Origin of the sequence: Pseudophaeobacter profundi, from assembly GCF_029697505.1 — a bacterium.
Classification (GTDB): domain Bacteria; phylum Pseudomonadota; class Alphaproteobacteria; order Rhodobacterales; family Rhodobacteraceae; genus Pseudophaeobacter; species Pseudophaeobacter profundi.
Genome location: NZ_JARJEF010000001.1, coordinates 592,938 through 618,552, shown reverse-complemented (window position 1 = coordinate 618,552; position 25,615 = coordinate 592,938). Strand labels below are relative to the sequence as shown.

Here is a 25,615-nt window from a genome sequence, read left to right as displayed (position 1 = left end):
TATGCGTGAAACTGATGCGGGCAACCTTGATGCAGATCAGTTTGCAGGCAGGCGGGGCTTGTTCCGCCTGCTGTGCGCGGATGCAGCGATCTATGTGCGCGATGTCTTTGCACTCGCGCTGGATCAGAAAGAGGCGTAAACCGCATCCATGACTACACCTCTTTCCCTGGAGGCGGCCCATGATCTGCCGCTATGGCGTCGCCCAACCACATTGCTGTTTGTGATGGCGATCTGCATGCCCATTGCCTTTAATGGCTGGTTTGCCTTGCTCAATAACTTTGTCATCGAGGTGGCACAGTTTGACGGGGCTGATATTGGCCTGTTGCATACGGTACGCGAAATCCCCGGCTTTTTGGCGGTGGGGGTCATCGCCATCATCCTGTTTGTACGCGAGCAGGTGCTGGGGCTGATTTCATTGGTGATGTTGGGCATTGCCACCATGCTGACAGGCTGGTTTCCCTCGCTCGGGGGGATCTTGATGATCACCTTGCTGAGCTCGATCGGGTTTCACTACTACGAGACGGTAAACCAGTCTCTGCAGCTGCAATGGCTGCCAAAGGACCGTGCACCACAGATGCTTGGCTGGCTTATCGCCACCGGGTCGGCCTCGACGTTGGTAGTCTATGGGCTGATCGTGCTGCTGTGGGAGACCTTCGATCTAAGCTATAACCTGGTCTTCATGACGGCGGGCGGTGTGACCACAGCAATTGCTCTGCTGTGCCTGCTGGTTTATCCGCAGTTCGATTCACCGACGCCACAGAACAAGAAGCTGATCCTGCGGCGGCGCTATTGGCTGTATTACCTGCTGCAATTCATGGCCGGGGCGCGGCGCCAGATCTTTGTCGTTTTTGCCGGCTTCATGATGGTTGAACGTTTTGGCTTTGACGTGCATGAGGTCACAGGCCTGTTTCTGATCAACCTGGTGATCAATATTCTGGTGGCACCGCTTTTGGGGCGCTTTGTCGCCTATTTTGGCGAACGCCGGACATTGGTCATCGAATATACCGGGCTGACCCTGGTCTTTGCCCTTTATGGCGGGATCTATTGGTTTGGCTGGGGGGTGCTGCTGGCGGCCTGCCTCTATGTGGTGGATCATGTGCTGTTTGCCTTGGCGCTGGCGCTCAAGACCTATTTCCAGAAGATTGCCGATCCGGCAGATATTGCGCCAACGGCGGCGGTGGCCTTTACCATCAACCATATTGCTGCAGTGTTTCTTCCGGTTCTGCTGGGGCTGTTGTGGGTGGTGTCGCCGGCGCTGGTCTTTGTGCTGGCCGCCCTGATGGCGCTGCTGTCGTTGGGCCTGTCCTGCCTGATCCCGCGTCACCCCAGCCCAGGAAATGAAACGATTTTTGCCAAGTTCCGCTTGGCAGCAGCGGCAGAATAAGGCCAGGCCGGGACCTTTCGTCAGAGGCTGTGAAAGAGCTTTGGTCTTGACCCTGCCAAAGCTTGGGCCTAGGCGCTTGGCAGCCCTGATGGAGATCTGACATGCCGACCTTTACCGCTTTGACCACCCTGCCTGGAAAACCTCAGGCGGAAGCCTTGGGCGCGGCGATGGAACATCTGATCCCCGAACCCACAGGTGTTGGCGTTTTTGAAATGGAAGATGGCTCTGGCCTATGGGAAGTCGGTGGCTATTTCACCGAAACCCCCGATCAGGCCGGCCTTGCCCTGCTGGCGAGCATGCATGGTGCCAAGGAATTTGCCGTGTCAGAGCTGCCGGAAACCGATTGGGTTGCGCATGTGCGCCGCGAACTTGCCCCCGTCGAAGCCGGGCGGTTTTATGTCTATGGCAGCCATGATGCCGAGACCGTGCCCGAGGGGCGTATCCCTCTGCTGATCGAGGCGGCAATGGCATTTGGTACTGGCCACCATGGCACAACGCTGGGCTGTCTCAAGGCGTTGGATCATCTGATCGACGAGGGCTTTACCGGTGCCAAGGTGGCGGATATTGGCTGCGGCACCGCCGTTCTGGCCATGGCCGCCGCACGGGTCTGGCAGGGAGAGTTCATCGCCAGCGATATCGACGAGGTTGCCGTAGAGGTGGCCGAGGCCAATCTCAAGGCGAATGGCATGGCCGGGGCTGTCACCTGCCTGGAAGCTGCCGGCTTTGACCATCCGGGCCTGAAGGCGGCGGCCCCCTATGATCTGATCTTTGCCAATATCCTGAAAGGTCCGCTGGTGGCCCTGTCGCCGGATCTCTGTGGCAATCTGCGGCTAGGCGGATACGCTATTCTTTCGGGGATTCTGAACGAACAGGCCGAAAGTGTGATTGCGGCTTATGCCGAAAATGGAACCAATCTTGTGCGTCGCGACATGATTGGTGAATGGACGACCCTGCTATTGCAGCGAAATGTCTAATTTTACGAAGGATTAAGTTAGATTTTAGGCAACTGCCTTGGAATTGCCTTAATTCAGTTCTATAAACTTTCATCCGCTGGTGGGGGCCAGTTCGGGGCAAGTTTATGACTGTTCAACATAAAGAGTTTCACGGCCGTGTGGCCCGTTTGCAGACAAAACACGCTGCTTTTTCACGGGGCTATACTGCACGTGTCCAATCGGATGGGCTTATCATTGTGGAGCCACGCAGGCTCCGTTCGCGGGTTTCTGGCCGTGTTTTCCTGTTGATATTGACCGGTTTTCTGATCTTCAAGGCCTTCCTGATGGCGGCCGTCGGATTTGCCAGCTATGATGAGCGGGTGAATAAACTGGCCTCTGGCACCATGATTGAAAAGCTGGGCGCGGTGCTGATGCAGGCGGATCCGGTTTCGACTTGGGGGGCGCAGAAAATGGGCCCCATCCTGCGCTGAGATCGGCCAGGTTCCATCCCGTTTGGCGGTGACGCCGGGGCAGAGACGCGAAACCATCACTTTGCCCGTCTGCCGGAGGTGCGGTCTGATAGGATTGCAGTCTGCAGGGGCCAGTCAAACAGGGCAGAGGGGCTGCAGCACCTAAATGACAATACGGTCGGTATGCAGGCAGGACTGGGTTTGCGCAGATCCGGTTCGACGCCGGTTTCGCATATAAAAACCGCCGCGGCCTGTTTGGCGCGCGGCGGTTTTGTTTTGCTCGGTATGCAGCGGGTCGCCCGCAAAAGGGACCGCTCTTGCCGGGTTTTACCTGAACGGCGGCGGCCTTAAAAGACGGGCTTGCCTGCCGCGATATCTTCGATGTCGCCGCGGCACAGACCGATGTCTGCCAGTTCGCGGTCGGTCAATGCTCCAAGGGTCTTTTTAGCCGTGCGGGCGTCACTCCAGGACATTACGGCGGCGGCTGCCGCGACAAAATATGTGCCGATACGGCCAAACAGGCCGGTGGAGCCATAGGTGGTGCGGGTGGTGTCAAATGCAGCCATATCCTCATCCTTCTTATTTGAGTGAACGTGCTTCTGCGCTGGCGATTTCCAGCATTGTGTTGTTACGGATTCCGGCTCTAGAGACGAATTTTCCGCCAGGCAAGAGCGAAATTTGCATGTGTTCCATGTGCAAAATGCATATCTTGAACATGACAAAATAAGGCAGTTTTTCCCTTGTTAATATAGGGCCGGAAAATGTCGCGACACCTGTCGCAAAGGGTCGGTTTTGGAACAGGATTCTGGTATTTTCCCAATCCGGGCACCTTGGGAAAGCAATTGGACATGTTCGCGTTTTGTGCTATTTGATGGAAAAATAATTCGAACACTCAGGCAAAGGCCGGGCAGCACATGCGTATTTTGGGAATTGATCCGGGGCTTCGCAACCTTGGCTGGGGGGTGATCGAATCACAGGGCAGCCGGTTGAGCCATGTCGCCAACGGTGTTTGCACGTCGGATGGCGATGATCTGGGCGAACGCCTTTTGTCACTGCACAATCAGGTCACCGAGGTCATAGAAACCTATCAGCCAGACCAGGCAGCGATCGAACAGACCTTTGTCAACAAGGACGGGGTGGCGACGCTGAAACTGGGCCAGGCACGTGGTGTTGCGCTGTTGACCCTAGCCAAGGCCGGGCTGCCAACGGGTGAATATGCACCCAACCGGGTGAAAAAGACGGTTGTCGGGGTGGGGCACGCCAGCAAGGAGCAAGTGATCCATATGGTCAAGCTGCAGCTGCCGGGCAGCAACCCAAAAGGGGCAGATGCGGCGGATGCTCTGGCGATTGCCATTTGTCACGCCTATTACGGGGGCACCCAGCAAAGGCAGCTCAGGGAGGCGCGGGCATGATTGGCAAACTGACAGGGCGTTTGGAGTATCGCGCCAGCGACCACGTGCTGATTGATGTGCGCGGGGTGGGCTATCTAGTCTATTGCTCGGAGCGCACCCTGATGCAGTTGCCCGGTGCTGGCGAACCTGTTGCGCTCTATACTGATCTGGTGGTGCGCGAAGACCTGATGCAACTGTTTGGCTTTACCTCCCTGGTGGAAAAAGAATGGCACCGCCTGCTGACCTCGGTGCAGGGGGTCGGGGCCAAGGTGTCGCTGGCAATCCTGGGCACCCTGGGGCCGGATGGGGTTGGCCGGGCGATTGCTCTGGGCGACTGGGGCAGCGTCAAGGCGGCCAAGGGGGTTGGCCCCAAGACTGCGCAGCGCATCGTGCTGGATTTGAAAGACAAGGCTCCCGGCGTCATGGCTCTGGGCGGCACCCTGCCCGAGGCGATGGAGGGCGTGGATCTTGACGCGGTGGTTGAACCGGCAGATCCGACCCCAGCAAAGAAGGCCGCGCGCAAATCAGTCGCCAAGCACCCCGCAGGCGCGGCAGCTGCTTCGGCAGGGGCGCTCTCGGCGCTTGGCAACCTGGGGTACAGTCCTGGCGATGCGGCTTCTGCTGTGGCCACTGCCGCAGGCGAGAATCCAGAGGCGGATGAGGCCGGGCTGATCCGCGCCGCCCTGCGGCTCTTGGCGCCAAAGGGATGAGTGCGGAGATGCCTGACCCAACCGTGCCCGCCGACCGTCAAGACGTGCAACGCCGCGAGAGGCAACTGCCATGATCGATGCGGATCCGACCCTGCGCCCCGAACCAATCCCCGAAGACAGTTCTGGGGAGGGGGATCGCGCCCTGCGTCCGCAGGGGTTAAGCGAATTCATCGGCCAGGCCGAGGCCCGCGCCAACCTGCGGATCTTTATCGAAAGTGCGCGGCGGCGCGGCGAGGCAATGGATCACACGCTGTTTCATGGGCCGCCCGGTCTGGGTAAGACCACGCTGGCGCAGATCGTGGCGCGCGAACTGGGGGTGAACTTCCGCATGACCTCGGGGCCGGTACTGGCCAAGGCGGGGGATCTGGCGGCGATCCTGACCAATCTGGAAGCGCGCGATGTCTTGTTCATTGACGAAATTCACCGGCTGAATCCAGTGGTCGAAGAAATCCTTTATCCGGCGCTAGAGGATTTTGAGCTGGATCTGGTGATTGGCGAAGGGCCCGCCGCGCGTACCGTGCGGATCGAGCTGCAGCCCTTTACCCTGGTGGGGGCAACGACGCGTATGGGGCTGCTGACCACGCCGTTGCGCGACCGGTTTGGCATTCCAACCCGGCTGCAGTTTTACACGGTGGATGAGCTGTTTGAGATTGTACGGCGCAATGCCCGCAAGCTCGGCACCCCGGCCGATGACGATGGCGCCCGTGAGATCGCGCGGCGCGCGCGGGGCACCCCAAGGATCGCCGGGCGGCTCTTGCGCCGCGTGGTGGACTTTGCGGTTGTGGAGGGCGACGGGCATATCACCCGAGACCTTGCCGATGGGGCCTTGACCCGGCTTGGCGTGGACAATCTGGGGCTTGATGGCGCGGATCGGCGCTATCTGCGACTTATTGCGGAAAACTACGGCGGCGGGCCGGTGGGGATTGAAACCCTGTCAGCCGCCTTGAGTGAAAGCCGGGATTCGCTGGAGGATGTAATCGAACCCTATCTGCTGCAACAGGGATTGATTCAGCGCACGCCACGTGGGCGGATGCTGGCACAAAAAGCCTGGACTCACCTCGGCATTGCCCCGCCGCAGCGGGCAACGGATTTGTTCGGCTAAACCGCGATCATCAGCAGCCATGCCGCTGCTCGCTGCCCCGTTCCCTTTCGTTGCTCAGCTTGGTCGGCGGGGCGGGGTGGTGCCTTGTCGTTTGGCGCGGCAGCAGGCATAAGCCCGCATTACGATGTTTCAGCCTTGATGGAGCCCTTGCATGTCCCTGGATCTGACGCCGGAAGAAATCCAAGCACTGTTCACCCGCAGCGATGGCTCTTACGGGTTTGCCCGCTGGGGGCGCCCGATTGCGCCAATTGTCTTTGGCGTGCAGGACGAAACCCTGAAGGTGGTGAAGGGGGCGATTGAAGCCGTTGCGACCCTTGCAGGGCAGCCCATGGCAGAGACCGATCCTGAGTTGGGATCCAACCTCATGTTCTTTTTCTTCCGCAACTGGGATGAGCTGCTGGATGTGCCCGATCTGGATCGCCTGATCCCGGATCTTGCGCCGCTGGTGGCGCGACTGCAGGCGGCGGATGCCAGCCAGTACCGTGCCTTTCGATTCGATGACACAGGGGCGATCCAGGCCAGCTTTGTTTTTTTGCGGATGCAGGGTGCCATGGCGGAACTGCCAGCCGAAACTCTAGCGCTGAGCCAGGCAACTCAAATCATCCTGTTGTGGTCGGATCAGGCCTTTGCCCAGACCTCGCCGCTGGCGATCCTGCCAGACACCGGCGCAACCATTCTGCGCCCCGAAATTGCCGCCATTATTGCGGCGGGCTATGATCGCATGATGCCCCCCAGCGCCAATGATGCCTCGCATGCGCTGCGGCTGTTTGCGCGGCTGCAGGGGTAGGCGGGGCAACATGTCGGGGCAGAGCAGTGATCCGCGCCTGATCCGCGCCGGGCTTGCGGGCCGGGGCGGCGAATTCTAGGGTGGCGCGACGAAACAGGATACTCTTTGATGCCGCATATCTTCCCGGTTCGGGTATATTACGAAGACACTGACATGGGTGGCATAGTCTATCATGCCAACTATCTGCGCTTTATTGAACGTGCCCGCAGCGATTGGGTGCGCGGTCTGGGCAATGACCAGAACGCAATGCGGGACGCTGGCGTGATCTGGGTCGTGCAACGGATAGAGGCGGATTATCTGGCCTCGGCCAAATACGATGACCTGCTTTCCATCGAGACCGAGGTGCTTAACCTTTCCCGCGCGCGGCTGACCATGGCGCAGCTGGTCAAGCGGGGGGAGGCTGTATTGTTTCGCGCCACTGTCACCGCCGTTTGTGTTGCCTCCGATACTGGTCGGCCCACCCGGCTTCCGGCAGAGATTCGCGCATTGCTGTAACATTCCGGTCCTGGGCGCGTTGTTTGCTTGGCTTTTGGCATGAAACTGAGCTAGCCTCGCGATAATGAAAGCCGCAACAGACGGCTCGGGGCTGAAGGCGCAGTGCTTCCCCTTTTGGGGGGCAGTAGGGCGAAAACGAGCAAGACCGGAGCGATCCGGCAGAGATAGAGCAGGCAAATGGAAGCAGAAACTCTGGCGTTGGCGCAAGAGATTGATTTCTCTATGTGGGGTCTTTTCGCGCGGGCCACCCTTACCGTGAAACTGGTGATGCTGTTGCTGACCGGGGCTTCGATCTGGTCTTGGGGCATCATTATCCAGAAGCAGATCAACTATCGCCGTGCCCGTCGGCAGGCTGCCCGGTTTGATCAGGCGTTCTGGTCCGGAGAGCCGCTGGATGGCTTGTTCGAACAGCTGGGCCCGGAGCCCTCCGGTCATTCAGAACGTATTTTTGCCGCAGGCATGAGCGAATGGCGTCGCAGCCATCGCAGTGATGGCGGCCTTATTCCTGGGGCGCAGGCGCGAATTGACCGCTCCATGGATGTGGCGATTGCAAAAGAAACCGAAAATTTGCAAAGCGGGTTGTCGGTGCTGGCAACCGTCGGATCAACCGCGCCCTTTGTCGGGCTGTTTGGGACTGTCTGGGGGATCATGACCGCGTTTATCGAGATCGCGCAGCAGCAAAGCACCAATCTGGCGGTGGTTGCCCCTGGTATTGCCGAGGCGCTTTTGGCCACTGGCTTGGGGTTGCTGGCGGCGATTCCAGCGGTGGTATTTTATAACAAGCTGAGCGCCGATAGTGATCGCATCCTTGGCGGCTATGAAGCCTTTGCCGATGAATTTGCCACTATCCTCAGCCGCCAGTTGGATTCCTGATCCATGGGCGCCGCTGTACAACAGTCTTCCTCTGGTGGGCGCCGTCGTGGACGGCGTCGCAATCGGGCCAAGCCGATGGGCGAAATCAATGTGACGCCCTTTGTGGATGTCATGCTGGTCTTGCTGATCATCTTTATGGTGGCGGCACCGTTGACTACGGTTGGCGTGCCGGTTGATCTGCCCAAAACCGCTGCAGGCGCCCTGCCGAGCGAACAGGAAGAGCCCTTGACGGTTACCATGATCGCCGGTGGTGAAATCCAGATCCAGACGACGCCAGTTGCACGCGAAGAATTGGTGGGCAAACTGCGGGCCATCGCGGCGGAGCGGAGCTCTGACCGGGTCTATCTGCGCGCAGATGGAGCGATTTCCTACCGCGACGTGATGCAGGTCATGGGGGCGCTGAATGCCGGGGGCTTTGCCAATGTCGGGCTGGTCACGGACACGGCGGGCCCTGCGTTGGACGGTGGCGCCACGGATGGTGCCTCAGTCGGCGCGACGGAATAGGCGGGGGCACGCAGCGTGCAGACCGGAACCAAAATTTCCCTTGCAGCACACGGGTTTCTAGTGAGCTGGGCGGCCCTGGGCGGCTGGTTTTCGTCGGAACCCCTGCCCATCAAGGTGCAGGAGGTCGCGGTGATTTCGGCGGCGGAATTTGCCAAGCTTAGCCAGCAAACCCAGGCCCCCGATGTAAGCGAAACCCCAAGCAGCCTAGCCGCGCCAGACCCCGCACCAGAGCCGCCGGAGGTGTCAATGCGCCCGGCGGACCGCCCCGATGTGACGCCCCCCGAAAGCACCGCCATCCCAGAGGTGGAGGCCCCGGTTCCCGCTGAGCCTCAGCCCGAACCGGAGCCAGAGGTGAGCGACAGCCTGCCCGATCCGGTGGTGCCGCCAGAAACGGCAGAGCCGCTGCCGCCGCTGCCGGACACAACAGAGCCTGAAGCGCTCCGCCCGGCGGATCGTGTCGCCCCGGTCCCGGTAGAGGCACCGGAGCCAGAGGTGGCGCTGGATGATCTGGTGCAACCGGAAGTGAGTCCTGACGCGGGCGCTGAAATTGCGCAAGAGGTGCAAGAGGCCACTGCGCCCGAGGCGGCCAGCGACCGGATTGTCACCGAAGCAAACGAGAGCGACGAGGCCGAGCCCGCGCCGCCCGTGACTGCCCCTGTGACTTCGGTACGGCCCAAAACGCGCCCCCGCAGGCCCACGCCGACGCCAGAGCCCGCAACAGAGGTGGCTGAAACCACACCGGAGGCGCCGGAAGACGAGGCGCAGTCTTCGGCGATTGAGGATGCGCTTGCGGCGGCCATTGCAGGCGGCGGCGAGGTGGCAGCGCCTGAACCTTCTGGCCCGCCGCTGACCCTGGGGGAAAAAGAGGCCCTGCGGGTGTCGGTCTCCAAGTGCTGGAATGTCGGCTCGCTGTCTTCTGAAGCGCTTAAGACCACTGTCGAGGTTGCGGTTAGCCTGGAACGAGATGGCCGCCCAAAGGTCGGAACCATTCGCATGGTATCCAGCACTGGTGGATCCAGCGGCGCGGCGCGGCAGGCCTATGAGTCGGCGCGGCGGGCGATCATCCGCTGCGGTAGTGATGGCTTTCAGTTGCCAGGCGATAAATATGACCACTGGCGCGACATCGTGATGACATTTAACCCTGAAAAGATGCGTATCAAATGAGACACGAAAAAGTGACAGCGCCGCAGGCTGGGCGCGGCTATGACACAGGGAAACGGGCGGGCGGTTTGCCTGCCGCATCCCGGCGCGGACCATCCAATACTCACATGACATTCATTTCTGAAAGGACGCGAGGCAAATGAGGCGCAAACTGACAGCCCTGGTGGCAAGTCTTCTGCTGGCGGCACCGCTGCTGACATCCGGCAGCGCAGCCCTGGCCCAGAATGGTCCCCTGCGGATCGAAATCACCGATGGCGTGATCGAGCCCTTGCCCTATGCCGTGCCCGATTTCCTGGCTGAAACCCCGGCTGCGGCCGATCTGGCCAATCAGATAACCCGGGTAATCGCGGCGGACCTGAACGGCACCGGATTGTTCCGCGAAGTGCCCGCAACGGCGCATATCTCAACGGTGAGCGACTTTAACGCGCCCGTGAAATTTGCCGATTGGAAAGCGGTGAATGCCCAGGCACTGATCACCGGGGCGGTGTCGGTCAATGGCAAGCAATTGACGGTGCGGTTTCGCGGCTATGACGTCTTTGCCGACAAGGAGCTGGGGGCGGGGCTGCAATTCAGTGGCACCACCGATGGCTGGCGGCGCATGGCGCACAAGGTGGCGGATGCCATCTATAGCCGGATCACCGGCGAGAGCGGCTATTTCGACAGCCGGGTTGTGTTTGTTTCCGAAACCGGCCCCAAGAATGACCGCCGCAAGCGTCTGGCAATCATGGATTATGACGGCGCGGAAGTGCAATACCTGACCAATAGCGCAGCCCTGGTGCTGGCGCCGCGGTTTTCGCCAACTGGAGATCGGGTGCTCTATACCAGCTATGAAAGTGGCTTTCCGCAAATCCATGTTCTGGATGTTGGCAAGGTGCAGCGGCGGGTCCTGTCGGCGGACAATGGCATCATGAGCTTTGCCCCCCGATTTGCGCCCGATGGCAAGATGGTGGTCTATTCGCAGGCCGAAGGCGGCAATACCGATCTTTATACCATGGATATTGCTACTGGCAGCCGCACCCGTCTGACCAATGCCCCCTCGATCGAGACGGCCCCCTCCTATTCGCCCGATGGCAGCCAGATCGTGTTTGAAAGCGACCGCTCCGGCTCGCCGCAGCTTTATGTGATGGCCGCCTCGGGCGGCGAAGCGCGCCGGATCAGTTTTGGCAAGGGGCGCTACGGTACACCGGTTTGGTCGCCGCGCGGTGATCTCATCGCCTTTACCAAACAGAACAAGGGGCGTTTCCATATTGGCGTGATGCGGGTGGATGGCAGCGAAGAGCGCCTGCTTACGGCGTCATTTCTGGATGAAGGTCCAACCTGGTCGCCAAATGGTCGGGTGATTATGTTTACTCGTGAAACCCAGGGGGCCAATGGTCGGGCGCTGCTATATTCGGTGGATATTCTGGGGCGCAACCTCAAACCGGTGCGCACACCGGATGGGGCCTCGGATCCGGCCTGGTCGCCGCTACAGCAATAAGGCACAGTTCGGCGTGATCCGGTGGCAAAAGGCAAGACAGAAGACCTGCATAGAATCGACCCCGCCTCTGTGGTAGGTTGTGGTCAGAAACCAAAGGAATAGGCATTGTGATGAGCGGTTTTAAAAAGGCATTCGTACTGGTTGCGGCCCTGGGGCTGGCAGCCTGTAGCAACACATCCTGGAATGATGCCGGAGCGGGCGGCGCTGGTGGCAGCGGAACTGCCGGGTCCAACCTTGATCCTGCCAGCCCGGCCTATTTTCAGGAAACCATTGGCGACCGGGTGCTGTTTCTGATCGATCAGTCCACCCTGAATCCCGAAGCCGAGGCGATCCTGCAGGGGCAGGCGCGTTGGCTGACCAGTAATTCCGACTATGTCGTCACCATTCAGGGCCATGCGGATGAACAGGGTACACGGGAATACAACCTTGCCCTGGGCGCACGCCGCGCCAACTCTGCCCGTGAATATCTGATCTCGCAGGGCGTTGCCGGCTCGCGCATTCAGGTGGTCAGCTATGGCAAGGAACGTCCGCTTGAAATTTGCTCGGCTGAAAGCTGTTATGCCAAAAACCGGCGCGCGGTGACCGTGTTGGCTGGCGGATTGACGGGGTAAGATGATGCGCCTGTTGCGAGCTGCCTTCCTTTTGACCACCCTTTTGACTGCGCTTCCTGTTGCGGGGCCCGTCTTGGCGCAGGACCAGCAAACCCTGGCGGATATCCGCCAGGAGTTGACAGTACTGCACGTGGATATCCAACGGCTGAAACGTGAACTGTCGACCACCGGCGGTGTCGGGTCAGGCGCAGCGGCGGGCAGTTCGGTGCTGGACCGCGTTGGTGCCATCGAGGCCGGGCTGCAGCGGCTGACCGCGCAAACCGAACAGTTGGAATACCGGATCAATCGCATCGTTGCAGATGGCACCAACCGGATTGGCGATCTGGAGTTTCGCCTGGTTGAACTGGAAGGTGGCGATATTGCCGCCCTTGGTGAAACTACCACGCTGGGCGGCGTAGAAACGCTGGAACAGGCAGGGGCTGGGGCTGGCTCCGGGGCAGGGGGCAACACCGCGGATGCGCAGGATACCGAACTTGCAGTGGGCGAACAGCAGGATTTCAACGCCGCCGTGCAAGCCCTGAGCGAGGGGGCGCATCAGGTGGCTGCAGAAAAATTCGCCATCTTCTCGCAATCTTATCCTGGCAGCCCATTGGCCCCAGAGGCAGATTTCAACCGAGGTAAGGCGCTGGATGGGCTGGGCGACACCCGCGAAGCGGCACGCGCATATCTGGCATCGTTTTCTGGCGATGCGACCGGCTCCATCGCGCCTAAGGCGCTGTTCGAGTTGGGCGCGGCGCTGGGGCGGCTGGGGCAGCTTGATCAGGCCTGCATCACCCTGTCCGAGGTTGGTGTTCGCTTTCCAGGGGATGAGACCGTAGCGCAGGCCAATTCTGAAATGGCCACGCTGGGGTGCTCTTGACGGGAATGAACCCGGATCAGACAGAGACGGAACAGCGGCGCCAAGCGCTAGTGGAGCATCTGCGCGGCCAGTTTTCGTCGGACCTGCCGGCGCGCATCGGCATTGCGGTGTCAGGCGGCAGTGATTCTGTCGCCTTGATGCATTTGCTGCAGGACTGTTTTTGCGACACCCCAGTGGAACTGATGGTGGCAACGGTGGATCACGGATTGCGCCCCGAAGCAGAGCAAGAGGCGGCGGAGGTCGCCGATATGGCGCGGGATCTAGGCCTGTCGCATACCCTGTTGCGCTGGACTGAGGGGCCAACAACGACCGGAAACCTGCAGGATCAGGCTCGCCGCGCCCGCTACGGGTTGTTGACGGGCTGGGCGCGTCAGAACGGCATTGCGAAGCTGGCGCTTGGGCATACGGCGGATGATCAGGCTGAAACTGTTTTGATGCGGCTGATGCGCGCATCTGGGGTCAAGGGGCTGGCGGCAATGCCGCGGCGACGCACCCAGGATGGTATCACACTGATACGCCCACTGTTGGGCCTGCGCCGCGCAGAGTTGCGGGCCTATTTGCGGTCTCGTGAACGGACCTGGATCGAGGATCCTTCGAACCAGGATGAACGGTTCGACCGCGTCAAAATCCGCAAAGCTGTTGGCGCCCTGGAGGATCTGGGGCTGACAGTCGAGGCGCTGTCAACGGTTGCTCAGAATATGGGCAAGGCCCAGCGGGCACTGGGGTGGTATGCATTTTTGGCTGCACGTGATATGATTCAGTTTGAGTGCGGTGCCATCGTGATTGAGTTGCGAAAGTTTCGCGCTTTGCCGGATGAAATCTCTCATCGGCTGATGTCTCAGGCGCTTTTGTGGATCTCTGGCAGCCAATACCCGCCCAGACGCCAACCAATGATCGAGGCTGTCGCACTTGCGCAAAGGGGCGGCTCTCTGACGTTGTCGGGCTGTCGTATCCTTGGCCATAAGGGCAAGATCTGGATCTGCCGTGAAGGTGCTGCTGTGCAAAAAACGACGGCCTTTCCAGGGCAGGTTTGGGATCAGAATTGGCGAGTTTATGCAGGTAATTTAAAGGCTTGCGAGGTCAGGCCGCTGGGCGAAGAGGGGCTGAAATCTTGCCCCGATTGGCGTCAGACCGGCTGTCCAGCTGCGGTTCTGGAGGTCACTCCGGCGCTGTGGCGCGGGGGGGGGCTGATGGCCGCGCCGCTGGCCGGAGTGAGCAATGGAAGCCGCGCAGAAGTGGTAAATAGTGTAGAAGAGTTCTACGCATCGCTTTTATCGCATTGAACCTGCCTGAATGTTCCTTATTTTATGCGTAACGAGGGCCCCCTGTGAGGGGCCCGGATATTGGGAGATATTCCTTGGGTAATGCACGCAACATCGCTTTCTGGGTTGTTCTGTTCGTCTTGATCCTGGCGCTGTTCAATCTGTTCAGTGGCTCAGGCGGAACGATGCAGAGCAATGAACGCACCTTTTCTGACTTTGTAACCTCGGTGGAGTCAGGTCAGGTTGCCACTGTGGTTCTGGATGGGGAGCAGGTTCGCTATTCCACTTCGGATGGCAGCAGTTTTGTCACCATCAAGCCAGCCGATGCAGAAGTCACCGCGCTACTGATCGAAAACAACATTCCGGTTCGCGCCGAAAAGCAGCAGCAGTCGGGTTTTCAGTCCTTCCTGATCACCCTGTTGCCCTTTGTGTTGCTGATCGGCGTCTGGATCTACTTCATGAACCGGATGCAGGGTGGCGGCAAAGGCGGCGCTATGGGCTTTGGCAAGTCCAAGGCGAAGATGCTGACCGAGAAACACGGCCGCGTCACCTTTGATGATGTTGCAGGCATTGATGAAGCCAAAGAAGAGCTAGAAGAGATCGTGGAATTCCTGCGCAACCCGCAGAAATTCTCGCGGCTCGGCGGCAAGATCCCCAAGGGGGCGCTGCTTGTTGGCCCTCCCGGTACTGGTAAGACCCTGCTGGCCCGTGCCATCGCAGGCGAGGCCGGCGTGCCGTTCTTCACCATCTCGGGCTCTGACTTTGTGGAAATGTTCGTTGGTGTCGGGGCGTCCCGTGTGCGCGATATGTTCGAGCAGGCAAAAAAGAACGCACCTTGTATCGTCTTCATCGATGAAATCGATGCGGTTGGCCGCCATCGTGGTGCTGGCTATGGCGGTGGCAATGATGAACGCGAACAGACCTTGAACCAGCTGCTGGTTGAAATGGACGGTTTTGAAGCCAATGAAGGCGTGATCATCCTGGCCGCAACCAACCGTAAAGACGTGTTGGACCCTGCCTTGCTGCGCCCCGGCCGTTTTGACCGGAACGTCACCGTAGGCAATCCCGACATCAAAGGTCGCGAAAAGATCCTGGGCGTACATGCCCGCAAGACCCCGCTGGGCCCTGACGTCGATCTGCGCATCATTGCGCGCGGCACCCCTGGGTTCTCTGGTGCCGACCTTGCCAACCTGGTGAATGAATCTGCCTTGATGGCTGCGCGCGTTGGCCGCCGCTTTGTCACCATGGAGGATTTTGAAGCCGCCAAGGACAAGGTAATGATGGGGGCCGAGCGTCGCTCTATGGTGCTGACCCAGGACCAGAAGGAAAAGACCGCCTACCATGAGGCAGGCCATGCTGTTGTTGGCCTGAAGCTGCCGGAATGTGATCCTGTCTATAAGGCAACCATCATTCCACGTGGCGGAGCCTTGGGCATGGTTGTGTCGCTGCCGGAAATGGACCGGCTGAACTGGCACAAGGATGAGTGCAACCAAAAGCTGGCCATGACCATGGCAGGCAAGGCAGCCGAGATTATCAAATACGGCGAAGACCATGTATCAAATGGTCCGGCGGGTGATATCCAGCAGGCCAGCCAATTGTCCCGCGCGATGATCATGCGCTGGGGGATGTCCGATAAGGTTGGCAATATCGACTATGCTGAGGCCCATGAGGGCTATAGCGGCAATACCACTGGATTCTCGGTCTCTGCGCATACCAAGGAGATGATCGAGGAGGAGGTCCGCAGCTTTATTCAGAACGGCTACGACCGCGCCTTTGAGATCCTGACAGAGCATAAGGACGAATGGGAGCGCCTGGCACAGGGGCTGTTGGAATATGAAACCCTGACTGGCGACGAAATCAAACGCGTCATGCGCGGCGAGTCACCCCATGAAAGCGGTGATGATTCCGACGAGGACGCGGGCAATTCTTCGGTGACGGCCATCCCAAAGGCCAAGCTTAAAAAGCCAGCTTCTGAAGGTGACAAGGATTCCGGGCTGGAGCCTGAACCCACCTCATAGGTGCTAAGAGGCCTGCGCCCCTGTGCCACGATTAACAAGAGAAAGCCCCAAAAACCGCTGCTGGTTTTTGGGGCTTTCCATTGGTTTCATTGCCTTTATGGTTGCGCGCAGAACAACTGCTGCAACAAGGATGGGAACGGACATGCCGGTCTTGCTGGAAACCGAATACAAAGGCGATGTGGTCTGGGCTGGTGCAACACCGGCTGATGGTGGCGTTTCGGCGACGCCTTCTGGGGCGCTGACCCTGGGGTTTCACGGGCTGCTGGGCGAACGCCACCAGGGTGAAAACCGCGCCTCGTGTGTGCGGGTCTCCAATCTTTACCCGCAGGGCACCACCATCCGCAACGTGCGACAGCTTAGCATCCTTTCCGAGGAAGAGCTGGCGCTGATTGCTGCGGACATGGGACTGGAGCAGGTAGATCCGGGTGCATTGGGGGCCAATCTGGTGCTGCGCGGGATCCCGGATTTTACCTTTGTGCCGCCCTCGTCGCGGCTGCAGGGGCCGGATGGGGTAACCTTGACGGTCGATATGGAAAACCGCCCCTGCATCTTTCCGGGGCGTGAAATAGAAAAAACGCACGCAGGCTTTGGACCCAAGTTCAAACCCGCAGCACGCGAACGGCGGGGAATCACCGCCTGGGTCGAACGCCCCGGCCAGTTGAAGATCGGCGACAGCCTGCGCTTGTTTGTACCCGATCAGCGGGCCTGGGCCCCCTGAGGACGGGCAAATTGGGGCAGGGATTTCGTTTGCACGCCATTCGTTTCCGGCAAACTTTGGAGGAACGCCGCTTCATGGCCGGATAATGTCGGAAATCACGCGCGCGTTGTGCCGCATTCTGTCTAGATCTGAAACAGAACCGGCGTTGACATGCCAATGATCTATACTCTCAGTCAGGAACCAGGCCATGAGCTACAAGAGTGATATCGAGATTGCCCGCGAGGCACAGAAGCTCCCGATTCAAGAAATCGGTGCCAAGATTGGCATTTCCAGTGACGATCTGCTGCCCTATGGCCACGATAAGGCCAAGGTGAGCCAGTCGTTCATCAATTCGGTGCAAGACCGGACTGATGGCAAGCTGATCCTGGTGACTGCGATCAACCCGACCCCTGCGGGCGAAGGCAAGACCACCACCACCGTGGGCCTGGGCGATGGGCTGAACCGCATTGGCAAGAACGCCATGGTCTGCATCCGCGAAGCCTCGCTCGGACCAAACTTTGGCATGAAGGGCGGCGCAGCGGGCGGCGGCTATGCACAGGTTGTGCCGATGGAGGATATGAACCTCCACTTCACCGGTGACTTCCACGCGATCACCTCAGCGCATTCACTGCTGTCGGCGATGATCGACAACCACATCTATTGGGGCAACGAATGCGAGATCGATATTCGCCGCGTGGCCTGGCGTCGTGTGGTCGATATGAACGACCGTGCTCTGCGTCAGATCACTGCCTCGCTGGGTGGCGTGTCCAACGGCTTTCCGCGCGAAACCGGTTTTGACATTACCGTCGCATCCGAAGTGATGGCAATTCTGTGCCTGGCCACCGATCTAAAAGACCTGGAGCGCCGCCTGGGCGATATCATCGTGGCCTACCGTCGCGATAAAACCGCCGTATATTGCCGCGACATCAAGGCCGAGGGCGCGATGACCGTGCTGTTGAAGGACGCGATGCAGCCAAACCTGGTGCAGACGCTGGAAAACAACCCCGCCTTTGTGCACGGCGGTCCCTTCGCCAATATCGCCCATGGCTGTAACTCGGTAATTGCCACCAAGACCGCGATGAAAGTTTGCGATTACGTTGTGACCGAAGCGGGTTTTGGTGCGGATCTGGGCGCTGAGAAGTTCATGAACATCAAGTGCCGCAAGGCCGGAATCGCGCCTTCGGCCGTGGTTCTGGTTGCGACTGTGCGCGCAATGAAGATGAACGGCGGCGTTGCCAAGGCGGACCTGGGCGAAGAAAACGTGGACGCGGTGAATAACGGCTGCGCTAACCTTGGTCGCCACATCGAAAACATCAAGAGCTTTGGGGTGCCGGTTGTTGTCGCGATCAACCACTTTGTCACCGACACAGAGGCCGAAGTCGATGCGGTCAAGGCCTATGCCGCGACCCATGGCGTCGAGGCAGTGCTGTCGCGCCACTGGGAACTGGGCTCGGAAGGTTCTGCCGCACTGGCGGAAAAGGTCGTGGAAATTGTTGATGCCGGTCAGGCCAACTTTGCCCCGATCTACCCGGATGAGATGTCCCTGTTCGACAAGATCGACACCATCGCCAAGCGCATCTACCGCGCCGATGAGGTGCTGGCCGATACCAAGATCCGCAATCAGCTGATGGAATGGGAAGCAGCCGGCTACGGTAATCTTCCGGTCTGCATGGCCAAGACGCAGTATTCCTTCTCTACCGACCCAAGCCTGCGTGGCGCCCCGGTAGGCCATTCGGTGCCGGTACGTGAGGTACGGCTTTCGGCAGGGGCAGGGTTTATTGTCGCAGTCTGTGGTGAAATCATGACAATGCCGGGTCTGCCCCGTACTCCTGCGGCGGAAAGTATCCGCCTGAATGATGGCGGCCAGATCGAAGGCTTGTTCTAAGACGTAAAATACGTCATCTGCGGCCCGGAGAGATCCGGGCCGCAAGAGTTTTGAACCGATGAGTGACCGCAAACCGCCAGAAGCCTGTGCCGACATGCCGGAACTGCGCCAGCAGATTGATATGCTGGATGCAGAACTGATACGGATGTTGACTGTGCGGGCAGGCTATATCGACCGGGCGATCAGGCTGAAGCAGCAAAACGGCTGGCCGGCCCGGATCCCGGATCGGGTTGAAGAGGTGGTCGAAAACGTGCGCCGCCGGGCCCTGGCCGAAGGGTTGGACCCTGATCTGGCCGAAGATTTGTGGCGGCCGCTGATTGATTGGTCGATTGCCCGCGAGGCGCGGGTTATTCGCGAGACGTGATCGGGCTGCAGGCCCGTGTCGAAAGGAAGAAAGCAATGGCAGCAAACATCATCGACGGCAGAGCTTTTGCCGCAACTGTGCGCGACAAAGTGGCAGGCCACGTGGCGCGTCTGAAAGACGAGAACGGCATCACCCCGGGCCTCGCCGTGGTCTTGGTGGGTGAAGATCCCGCAAGCCAGGTCTATGTCCGTTCCAAGGGGCAGCAGACTGTGGAAGTCGGCATGAACTCCTTCGAGCACAAGCTGCCTGCAGATGTCTCCAAGGAGGAGCTTTACACCCTGATCGACCAGCTGAACACCGATCCCGCTGTGCACGGCATTCTGGTTCAGTTCCCGGTGCCCGATCACCTGAGCGAAACTGAAATTGTTTCGCGGATTGATCCGAGCAAGGATGTCGATGGCCTGCATGTGGTCAACGCCGGTCTGCTGGCCTCTGGTCAGAAAGCCATGGTGTCCTGTACCCCGCTGGGCTGCCTGATGCTGCTGCGCGACCAGCTAGGGTCTTTGTCGGGTCTGGATGCCGTTGTTGTTGGCCGCTCGAACCTTGTGGGCAAGCCGATGGCTCAGCTGCTGATCCGCGAAAGCTGCACCGTGACCATTGCGCACAGCCGCACCAAGGACCTACCTGACGTCGTGCGCCGCGCCGATATCGTGATTGCTGCCGTTGGTCGCCCGGAAATGGTGCCCGGCGACTGGATCAAGGAAGGTGCCACGGTAATTGACGTCGGCATCAACCGCATCCCGGCACCTGAAAAAGGTGAAGGCAAGATGAAACTGGTAGGCGACGTTGATTTTGCCAGCTGTTCAGAGCGCGCAGGAGCCATTACGCCGGTTCCCGGTGGTGTGGGCCCGATGACCATTGCCTGCTTGCTGGCAAATACGGTCACGGCTTGCTGCCGCGCGAATGGTCTGGCAGAGCCCGAAGGCCTGACGGCCTGATCCTGGCCACGGCAGGTTGCGATTGAACAGGGCCCCCATTTTTGGGGGCCTTTATTGTGCCCGCTGTTGCACAGGGCCGGGTGCTGCGACATCAGCGGCAAAAGGGGCGGTGATTTTTGCATATGGTGGATGCTACGGCGGTGCCGATCAGTCGTAGCTACAAACCCGCCGCCCAGGGCTGCGGCCTGATGTAAGAACGGGTCGGCACCTCTACTTCACGATATGCTCGTCCTTGACAAACATATTGGCCCAGGCGCGGTCGATCAGTTCGGGGGTCATTTGATAGGGGATACCTTCGAATTCGCAGATGGCGATCATCTGGTCGATGAGAAAGATCGGCTGATAATTGGCATAGATGTTGTCGATTGTCGGGTACTTTGCTTTCAGCAGATGCACCAGCGCGCCTTCGTTCAACGGCATGCGCCGCTTGCGTGCGACCATGGCAAAGATCTTGAGAAAGTTTTCCTGGTTCGGCCCGTCGATCTTGATCTTGAAAAAGATCCGCCGCAGCGCCGCTTGGTCAAAGATCTCATTGGGGTGAAAGTTGGTGGAAAAGATCACCAGCGTGTCAAAGGGGACCTCAAACTTTTCCCCGGATTGAAGGGCCAGGATGTCCTTGTTTTCTTCCAGCGGCACAATCCAGCGGTTGACCAGCGATTGGGGGGGCTCTGCCTGCCGCCCAAGGTCATCAACGATGAAGATGCCGCCGGTTGATTTCAGCTGCAGTGGTGCCTGATAGGTGCGCGCGGTAGGGTTGTAGACCAGATCAAGCATGTCCAGCGACAGCTCGCCGCCGGTGATGACCGTCGGGCGTTCGCATTTCACATAGCGGCTGTCGAACCGTTTCGGGCGGCGCAGGGCGGTGGGGTCCTCGGGGGCTTCCTCTATCAGGCTGTGTACGATCGGGTCATAGACGGTAATCACCTGCCCGGCATATTCAATCGCCCGCGGCACATAGACATGATCGCCCAGAGCATCGCGAATACCGTTTGAAATTGAGGATTTACCGTTGCCTGGAGGGCCATACATCAGGATGGAGCGCCCGGCGCTGACTGCCGGCCCCAGATGATCAAGCAGGCTGTCCGGCAACACCAGATAGCCCATGGCACTGACCAGCTGCGCGCGGGTGACCATGATATTGCGGATCGATTGGCGTTCGATCTGCTCACGGTAGACCGCCAGAGGCACTGGCATGGCACCAAAGTATTCAGACTGGCTCAGCGCATCCTGCGCCCGCGATTTGCCCGCATCCGTCAGCTGATAGCCCATCTCATTGCCGCTGTTAGCGTTGAGCGTACCTGTTGCCTGCAGCAGTTTTTGTTCGCGGGCCAGGTCGATCAGCTCTTGGGTAACGGGGATTGGCAAGCAAATGGCCTCGGCCACTTCGCTGACGACATTGACGTTTTTGCGGTAGATCGTTTTCAGCAGGATATCCCGCATCATCACGATGGGAAGTTGCATCTGCGCCAAGCCCTTGGGGGCGGGGGGGGCCGTTACGGGGCTGTCGTGCATATTCATCGTAAAGGGCCTGCTGTTGTTGGCATTCCGGTAGGGCCGTTCCGCTTAAAAGCTGCGGGCAGGCGTGGGCAACAGTCTATTCAGCACTGCGGCAAGACTGAGGCAAAGCCATAGCATTTTGACGATAGGCTGCGGCGAATTTGAAATGGATTGGCGGCAATGGGCGATTTCTGCCCCAGCCTGAGGTTTGTCATCGGGGATCGCCGCCGTTAAAAATCGCCTTCAGCGCCCGAAACAGGCCACCAGTATCAGATAGATGGCCAAGGTCCCACCAAGGCTAAAGCCCATGGGGAATTTCTTGCCGACGTTCCAGCTGCTCCAACTGGGTGCGAGGCTGCGCAGGGGGGTAAATTTTGTCAGGCGATGGGTGGCAAAGGCGGCCAGCAGGTTGGCAGAGTAAATCATCACCAGAGCAGGGAGGTCTGCAAGGACAACCAGCGGCGCAGCCGCGCCGATGAATTTGGCATCCCCAGCCCCCATGACCCCGGCGGAAAAGAACACAAACCCCAGCGCCACGCCAATCGGCAGGTGCAGCAGTTGCCAGCCATAGTCAGCCCAAGTCGGCATGATGAACAGCCCAAGGATCACATAGACTGCGCCGAGGCTGTCATTGATCCAGTTGGGGATGCGCATCATGCTCAGGTCGGTATAGGCGGCCGCGAAACACAGCGGCAGCACAAAGGGCAGGAACCAGCGGGCAACCTCGGCCGAGCCGACAAGCCCCACCATGATCAGCTGTTCTCCAGGGCGTCCAACGCCTTGGCTGCGGCCTCAAAGTGCTGCGGGTGGGTGGCCACGGCCTGACGCAGCAGGCCTTCGCCTGTCTTTACATCGCCCTGTTTGACCGCTGCAAGCGCCAGCGTATGCAGCAACTTGGCCTGTTCGGTCTGGGTCATGGACATCACCGGCAGATCATAGTTGCGCTGTGCGCCGCGGGCCAGAACCAGATTGTTCTTTGCGGTAAACAGGCTTTGATCCTGATGGATGGCTTCGCCAAACAGCCGCTCTGCCTCGCGGTAGTCGCCGCGGGTCAGCTTGGAGTATCCCCAGTTGTTCATGATCTTGGCGGGGCTGGTGGTCAGGCCTGCGGCGATTTCATAAAAACTGTCGGCGCGTTTCCAATCCTCATTGGCATCTGCCACCATGGCTTCCAGGCGATAGCGTTGGTAGGTTTCATGGGTGGGCGGAATGGCGTTCAGTGCGACCTTGGCGCCTTCCCAGTCGCCGGTGCGGATCTGGGCATCGGCCAGACCGAGATGATCATCGTTGTTTGCCTCTGGCAGAGCGACCACTTTTTTCCAGGCCGCGACGGCTTCGGTGTTGCGCTTGGCGCGGATTAACGAAATGGCCAGGCCGCGCTGCAGATCGATCCTGTCGGGGCTGTCCTTGACGGTGTCGCGGAAGTAATTCACCGCCTGATTGGGATCAGCCACCGTCATCATCACGTCGTTGAGGTTGCTTTCGTCAATGACATTGACGTCCTGAAAGGCGCGTTCAACGGTTTCATCCGCATCTTTCTCGCAGGCCGACAGCGCCAGTGCGCCTGCCAGACATGCAGATGTTAGAAATACATGGCGCATTTTGCGTCCCTTTGCTGCTCTGCCTCTAGAGATCGGGGGTTTTGCGAATTGCGTAGCTTCCCCCGCCCTGTTGCACCAACTTATAGATGTTGCTTTCTGTGCTTTGCGGCCCAGTATGGGGGGTATTTTCAAATTTTTCGAGGGCCATGCGCAAATTATCCCGAATTGCGTCACTTTCGCCATTGTCGAGCGCATAGGCGCGCTTGAGAATTTGCACCGCCTCGGGGGTTTTGCCGCGTTCAAGCAGCACGACACCCAGATTATTGTGCGGGGCAGCCCAGTCAGGGGCGGCTTTGATGGCGCGCCGCAGCAGGTCTTCGGCCTGACCCAACCGCCGAAGCCCAAGGTTGGCAGAGCCGAGGCTGGACAGGATTTCCGGCGTCAGCCCGTGGTCCAGCGTGGCCCGCATAAACGCATCCAGGGCCAGTTCGTATTCTTCCGCCGCCATCAGGCGATGCCCCACCACCAGCGGATCTTCGCCCTCTTGCCGGGTGTCGACGCCCGGGGCCCAGGTGCCAGAGGTGTTTTCGGAAATTGCAGATGGAGAACAGCCAACTGCCACCCAGCAGAAAGCAAGGGCGGCAGTGCGCGGTCCATATCGGAAAACGGAAAAGATCCGTTTGAATGTCGTCATCATCAGTTGCCAGTGTTGCCCATATTCGCAATGTTTTGCATCGACGGACCAACGAGGATTATCAGCAGCGGCGGCACCGTCAGCATCATTGTGGCGATGGTCATCTTCACTGGCAACTTATTTGCGGCCTCTTCGGCGCGCATGACTCGTTTATCTCGCATTTCGGCGGCATAGACCCGCAGCGCTTCGGCGATCGAGGTCCCAAAGGCCGCAGATTGGATCATCACGGTCACAAAAGAGGAAATATCCTGCACCCCACAGCGGGTGCCCATGTCGCGCAGCACCTTTTCCTTGTCCTTGCCGGCCTTCATTTCCTGGGCGACAATTTCAAATTCAAAGGCCAGCTGCGGGTAGGAGGCCTGCAATTCAGACGCAACGCGCACGATGGATTGATCCAGTGATTGACCGGCTTCAACGCAGACCAGCATCATATCAAGCGAATCCGGGAAACCGGATTCGATTTCTTCCTTGCGCTCGGCAATGCGGCGGGTGACCCAGTATTTTGGCAGCAGATAGCCCGCACCACCGGGGCCAATGATCCGCAACACCATGGCCTGGGTGTCGAATTTGAAATCGGCGTTCAGCACATAGACATAGAATAGCCCGGCTGCCAGGCCAAGCAACCCCAAGGCCATCTGGGCAAAGTGAAACACCCGTACTGCATCCTTGGAGGCATAGCCCGCCTGGCGCAGCTTCAACTCCATCGCTGAGAGCTCTTCGGCGTTTTGTGGTTCCAGGAAGCTGGCAAATTTTTGCAACTGCTCGTTGCGGTTTTTTTGGCGCAGGCGCTCTGTTTGCGGCTTGTTGCTGGGGCCGGGGGCTATCTCGCGCTGCAGCTTGCTGAGTGGATCTTCTGGCTGGTTCAGCAGCAAAAGAACGGCCAGCAGAACCATAAACACGCCCAGCACCCCCAGTACCAAAAGCGGGCCAAAGGCGCCAAATTGGTCGGTCAGGAATGTTTCTATTGTGGTCAGGATGCTCATGTCGTGCTCCTCATACCTTGATGTTGGTCAGGACGCGCATGACAAACAGATTGACCGTTAGCATGATCCCAACAAAGAAACAGGCAGGAATGAACCAGGGGTGATCCATGACGCCGTCATAGTAGTGTGGATCCTTGACCAGGGTGCCAATCAGCGCCAGCAAGGGAAAGGCAGACAGGAATTTTCCTGACCACTGGGCCTCGGCCGTGATCGCCTTGACCCGGCGAAACAGGCGGAATCGTGCCCGGATCACCTTGGCCAGGCCGGCCAGCACTTCGGCCAGGTTGCCGCCTGATTGCTGCTGGATGGTCACCGCCACCGACAAAAACCGCAGATCCTGAATATCAAGTCGTTCGGCCATTTCCTTCAGGGCTTCGCCAATATCGCGGCCATAGGTGCTTTCATCTGCGATGATGCCAAATTCGGTGGCCAGCGGGTCTTCGATCTCATTGGCGACGATCTGCACAGTCGAATTGAACGGATGGCCGACACGCAGGCTGCGCACCATCAGCTCAACCGCATCGGGCAGTTGCTCTTCGATCATGCTCATGCGTTTAGCGGCTTTTTTGTTGACCCAGAAGAACACACCGCCAATGCCGATGACAATCGCGGCCAGGATCCGCGCGGGCAGGGGGGTGCCGGTGCCGATGCTCAGCCCGATAAAGGCAAAGGTGGCAAGGCCCGCCATGATCAGCATCAATTGCTTGGGACTAAAGGCAATTGCCGCCTTCTGTGCCCGTTCCGCCAGCAAAGAGTAGAGCGGGATGGTCTTGGATTTCCCATGTTGCCCCATCTCTTTGCGCAGCTGCTCCAGTACCTGTTGACGGGAACTGCCCTTTTCCATCATTTCAAGGCGACGGTTGACCTGGCTGTTCAGCCGGATGGATTTGCCAAAGGCAACCAGGTAGATGCCTTCGACCAGCACCACCACCCCAACAAAGATCAATAGATAGATGACCGGCTCTGCACTCAGTTGCATG

The 25,615-nt window shown here is 59.3% G+C and carries 28 protein-coding genes; 21 read left to right on the top strand and 7 right to left on the bottom strand.

Features of this window, described 5'->3' with window-relative positions; translation table 11 throughout:
• Window position 1: 1 nt before the first annotated feature.
• The 4 genes from P2081_RS02945 to P2081_RS02930 all read left to right on the top strand — a co-directional run bounded on the left by P2081_RS02945 (window position 2) and on the right by P2081_RS02930 (window position 2,807).
• Window positions 2-139, top strand: coding sequence for a hypothetical protein (locus P2081_RS02945; RefSeq protein WP_278921370.1), 138 nt, complete (start codon window positions 2-4; stop codon window positions 137-139).
• Window positions 140-148: 9 nt separating this feature from the next.
• Window positions 149-1,384, top strand: coding sequence for an MFS transporter (locus P2081_RS02940; protein WP_278921369.1), 1,236 nt, complete (start codon window positions 149-151; stop codon window positions 1,382-1,384).
• 101 nt (window positions 1,385-1,485) lie between these two features.
• Entirely contained in the window at window positions 1,486-2,358 is an 873-nt protein-coding gene (locus P2081_RS02935) for a 50S ribosomal protein L11 methyltransferase (RefSeq protein WP_278921368.1), read from the top strand.
• Window positions 2,359-2,462: 104 nt separating this feature from the next.
• The gene (locus P2081_RS02930; protein WP_278921367.1) at window positions 2,463-2,807 is read left to right on the top strand and encodes a hypothetical protein; all 345 of its coding nucleotides are present in this window, start codon (window positions 2,463-2,465) and stop codon (window positions 2,805-2,807) included.
• A gap of 326 nt (window positions 2,808-3,133) precedes the next feature.
• Here P2081_RS02930 and P2081_RS02925 read toward each other — a convergent pair whose 3' ends face one another.
• The gene (locus P2081_RS02925; RefSeq protein WP_278921366.1) at window positions 3,134-3,352 is read right to left on the bottom strand and encodes a DUF1127 domain-containing protein; all 219 of its coding nucleotides are present in this window, start codon (window positions 3,350-3,352) and stop codon (window positions 3,134-3,136) included.
• A gap of 348 nt (window positions 3,353-3,700) precedes the next feature.
• Between P2081_RS02925 and ruvC the strand changes: the two genes are divergently transcribed.
• From ruvC to folD, 17 genes are all read left to right on the top strand, one after another.
• Complete coding sequence (gene ruvC, locus P2081_RS02920; RefSeq protein WP_278921365.1) at window positions 3,701-4,198, top strand: crossover junction endodeoxyribonuclease RuvC; 498 nt, start codon at window positions 3,701-3,703, stop codon at window positions 4,196-4,198.
• Window positions 4,195-4,887 (top strand): Holliday junction branch migration protein RuvA, encoded by a 693-nt coding sequence (gene ruvA / locus P2081_RS02915; RefSeq protein WP_278921364.1) that lies wholly within the window; start codon window positions 4,195-4,197, stop codon window positions 4,885-4,887. Before ruvC ends, ruvA begins: the two co-directional genes overlap by 4 nt.
• A gap of 70 nt (window positions 4,888-4,957) precedes the next feature.
• Window positions 4,958-5,989, top strand: a complete 1,032-nt coding sequence (ruvB, locus tag P2081_RS02910) for a Holliday junction branch migration DNA helicase RuvB (RefSeq protein ID WP_278921363.1) — start codon at window positions 4,958-4,960, stop codon at window positions 5,987-5,989.
• Between the two features lie 151 nt (window positions 5,990-6,140).
• The gene (locus P2081_RS02905) at window positions 6,141-6,776 is read left to right on the top strand and encodes a hypothetical protein (protein ID WP_278921362.1); all 636 of its coding nucleotides are present in this window, start codon (window positions 6,141-6,143) and stop codon (window positions 6,774-6,776) included.
• A gap of 108 nt (window positions 6,777-6,884) precedes the next feature.
• Window positions 6,885-7,271: a tol-pal system-associated acyl-CoA thioesterase gene (gene ybgC, locus P2081_RS02900; RefSeq protein ID WP_278921361.1), complete on the top strand. Its 387-nt coding sequence runs from the start codon at window positions 6,885-6,887 to the stop codon at window positions 7,269-7,271.
• 177 nt (window positions 7,272-7,448) lie between these two features.
• Window positions 7,449-8,144, top strand: a complete 696-nt coding sequence (gene tolQ, locus P2081_RS02895; protein WP_278921360.1) for a protein TolQ — start codon at window positions 7,449-7,451, stop codon at window positions 8,142-8,144.
• A gap of 3 nt (window positions 8,145-8,147) precedes the next feature.
• The gene (locus P2081_RS02890; protein WP_278921359.1) at window positions 8,148-8,648 is read left to right on the top strand and encodes an ExbD/TolR family protein; all 501 of its coding nucleotides are present in this window, start codon (window positions 8,148-8,150) and stop codon (window positions 8,646-8,648) included.
• A gap of 15 nt (window positions 8,649-8,663) precedes the next feature.
• Window positions 8,664-9,812: an energy transducer TonB gene (locus P2081_RS02885; protein WP_278921358.1), complete on the top strand. Its 1,149-nt coding sequence runs from the start codon at window positions 8,664-8,666 to the stop codon at window positions 9,810-9,812.
• A 136-nt stretch (window positions 9,813-9,948) separates the two neighbouring features.
• Window positions 9,949-11,286, top strand: coding sequence for a Tol-Pal system beta propeller repeat protein TolB (gene tolB, locus P2081_RS02880; RefSeq protein WP_278921357.1), 1,338 nt, complete (start codon window positions 9,949-9,951; stop codon window positions 11,284-11,286).
• A 110-nt stretch (window positions 11,287-11,396) separates the two neighbouring features.
• A complete protein-coding gene (gene pal, locus P2081_RS02875; RefSeq protein WP_278921356.1) occupies window positions 11,397-11,897 on the top strand; it encodes a peptidoglycan-associated lipoprotein Pal in 501 nt (166 codons plus the stop codon).
• A 4-nt stretch (window positions 11,898-11,901) separates the two neighbouring features.
• The gene (gene ybgF, locus P2081_RS02870) at window positions 11,902-12,756 is read left to right on the top strand and encodes a tol-pal system protein YbgF (RefSeq protein ID WP_278921355.1); all 855 of its coding nucleotides are present in this window, start codon (window positions 11,902-11,904) and stop codon (window positions 12,754-12,756) included.
• 5 nt (window positions 12,757-12,761) lie between these two features.
• Window positions 12,762-14,039 carry a tRNA lysidine(34) synthetase TilS gene (gene tilS / locus P2081_RS02865; RefSeq protein WP_278921354.1) on the top strand — a complete coding sequence of 426 codons (1,278 nt, stop codon included), beginning with the start codon at window positions 12,762-12,764 and terminating at the stop codon, window positions 14,037-14,039.
• Window positions 14,040-14,113: 74 nt separating this feature from the next.
• Entirely contained in the window at window positions 14,114-16,036 is a 1,923-nt protein-coding gene (gene ftsH / locus P2081_RS02860) for an ATP-dependent zinc metalloprotease FtsH (RefSeq protein WP_278921353.1), read from the top strand.
• 142 nt (window positions 16,037-16,178) lie between these two features.
• Window positions 16,179-16,754, top strand: a complete 576-nt coding sequence (locus P2081_RS02855; RefSeq protein WP_278921352.1) for an MOSC domain-containing protein — start codon at window positions 16,179-16,181, stop codon at window positions 16,752-16,754.
• A gap of 187 nt (window positions 16,755-16,941) precedes the next feature.
• The gene (locus tag P2081_RS02850; RefSeq protein ID WP_278921351.1) at window positions 16,942-18,618 is read left to right on the top strand and encodes a formate--tetrahydrofolate ligase; all 1,677 of its coding nucleotides are present in this window, start codon (window positions 16,942-16,944) and stop codon (window positions 18,616-18,618) included.
• Window positions 18,619-18,676: 58 nt separating this feature from the next.
• Window positions 18,677-18,982, top strand: a complete 306-nt coding sequence (locus P2081_RS02845) for a chorismate mutase (protein ID WP_278921350.1) — start codon at window positions 18,677-18,679, stop codon at window positions 18,980-18,982.
• Window positions 18,983-19,017: 35 nt separating this feature from the next.
• On the top strand, window positions 19,018-19,920 hold the full coding sequence (folD, locus tag P2081_RS02840) for a bifunctional methylenetetrahydrofolate dehydrogenase/methenyltetrahydrofolate cyclohydrolase FolD (protein WP_278921349.1): 903 nt from the start codon (window positions 19,018-19,020) through the stop codon (window positions 19,918-19,920).
• A 210-nt stretch (window positions 19,921-20,130) separates the two neighbouring features.
• Here the strand turns inward: folD and P2081_RS02835 are convergent, their stop codons facing one another.
• The 6 genes from P2081_RS02835 to P2081_RS02810 all read right to left on the bottom strand — a co-directional run bounded on the left by P2081_RS02835 (window position 20,131) and on the right by P2081_RS02810 (window position 25,614).
• A complete protein-coding gene (locus P2081_RS02835) occupies window positions 20,131-21,438 on the bottom strand; it encodes a DUF8689 domain-containing protein (protein WP_278921348.1) in 1,308 nt (435 codons plus the stop codon).
• A gap of 222 nt (window positions 21,439-21,660) precedes the next feature.
• On the bottom strand, window positions 21,661-22,167 hold the full coding sequence (locus P2081_RS02830; protein ID WP_278921347.1) for a prepilin peptidase: 507 nt from the start codon (window positions 22,165-22,167) through the stop codon (window positions 21,661-21,663).
• Window positions 22,168-22,169: 2 nt separating this feature from the next.
• Entirely contained in the window at window positions 22,170-23,018 is an 849-nt protein-coding gene (locus P2081_RS02825; RefSeq protein WP_278921346.1) for a tetratricopeptide repeat protein, read from the bottom strand.
• Between the two features lie 25 nt (window positions 23,019-23,043).
• Window positions 23,044-23,652 (bottom strand): tetratricopeptide repeat protein, encoded by a 609-nt coding sequence (locus P2081_RS02820; RefSeq protein WP_278921345.1) that lies wholly within the window; start codon window positions 23,650-23,652, stop codon window positions 23,044-23,046.
• A gap of 2 nt (window positions 23,653-23,654) precedes the next feature.
• Window positions 23,655-24,635, bottom strand: a complete 981-nt coding sequence (locus tag P2081_RS02815) for a type II secretion system F family protein (protein WP_278921344.1) — start codon at window positions 24,633-24,635, stop codon at window positions 23,655-23,657.
• A gap of 10 nt (window positions 24,636-24,645) precedes the next feature.
• Window positions 24,646-25,614, bottom strand: coding sequence for a type II secretion system F family protein (locus tag P2081_RS02810; RefSeq protein WP_278921343.1), 969 nt, complete (start codon window positions 25,612-25,614; stop codon window positions 24,646-24,648).
• Window position 25,615 lies beyond the last annotated feature (1 nt).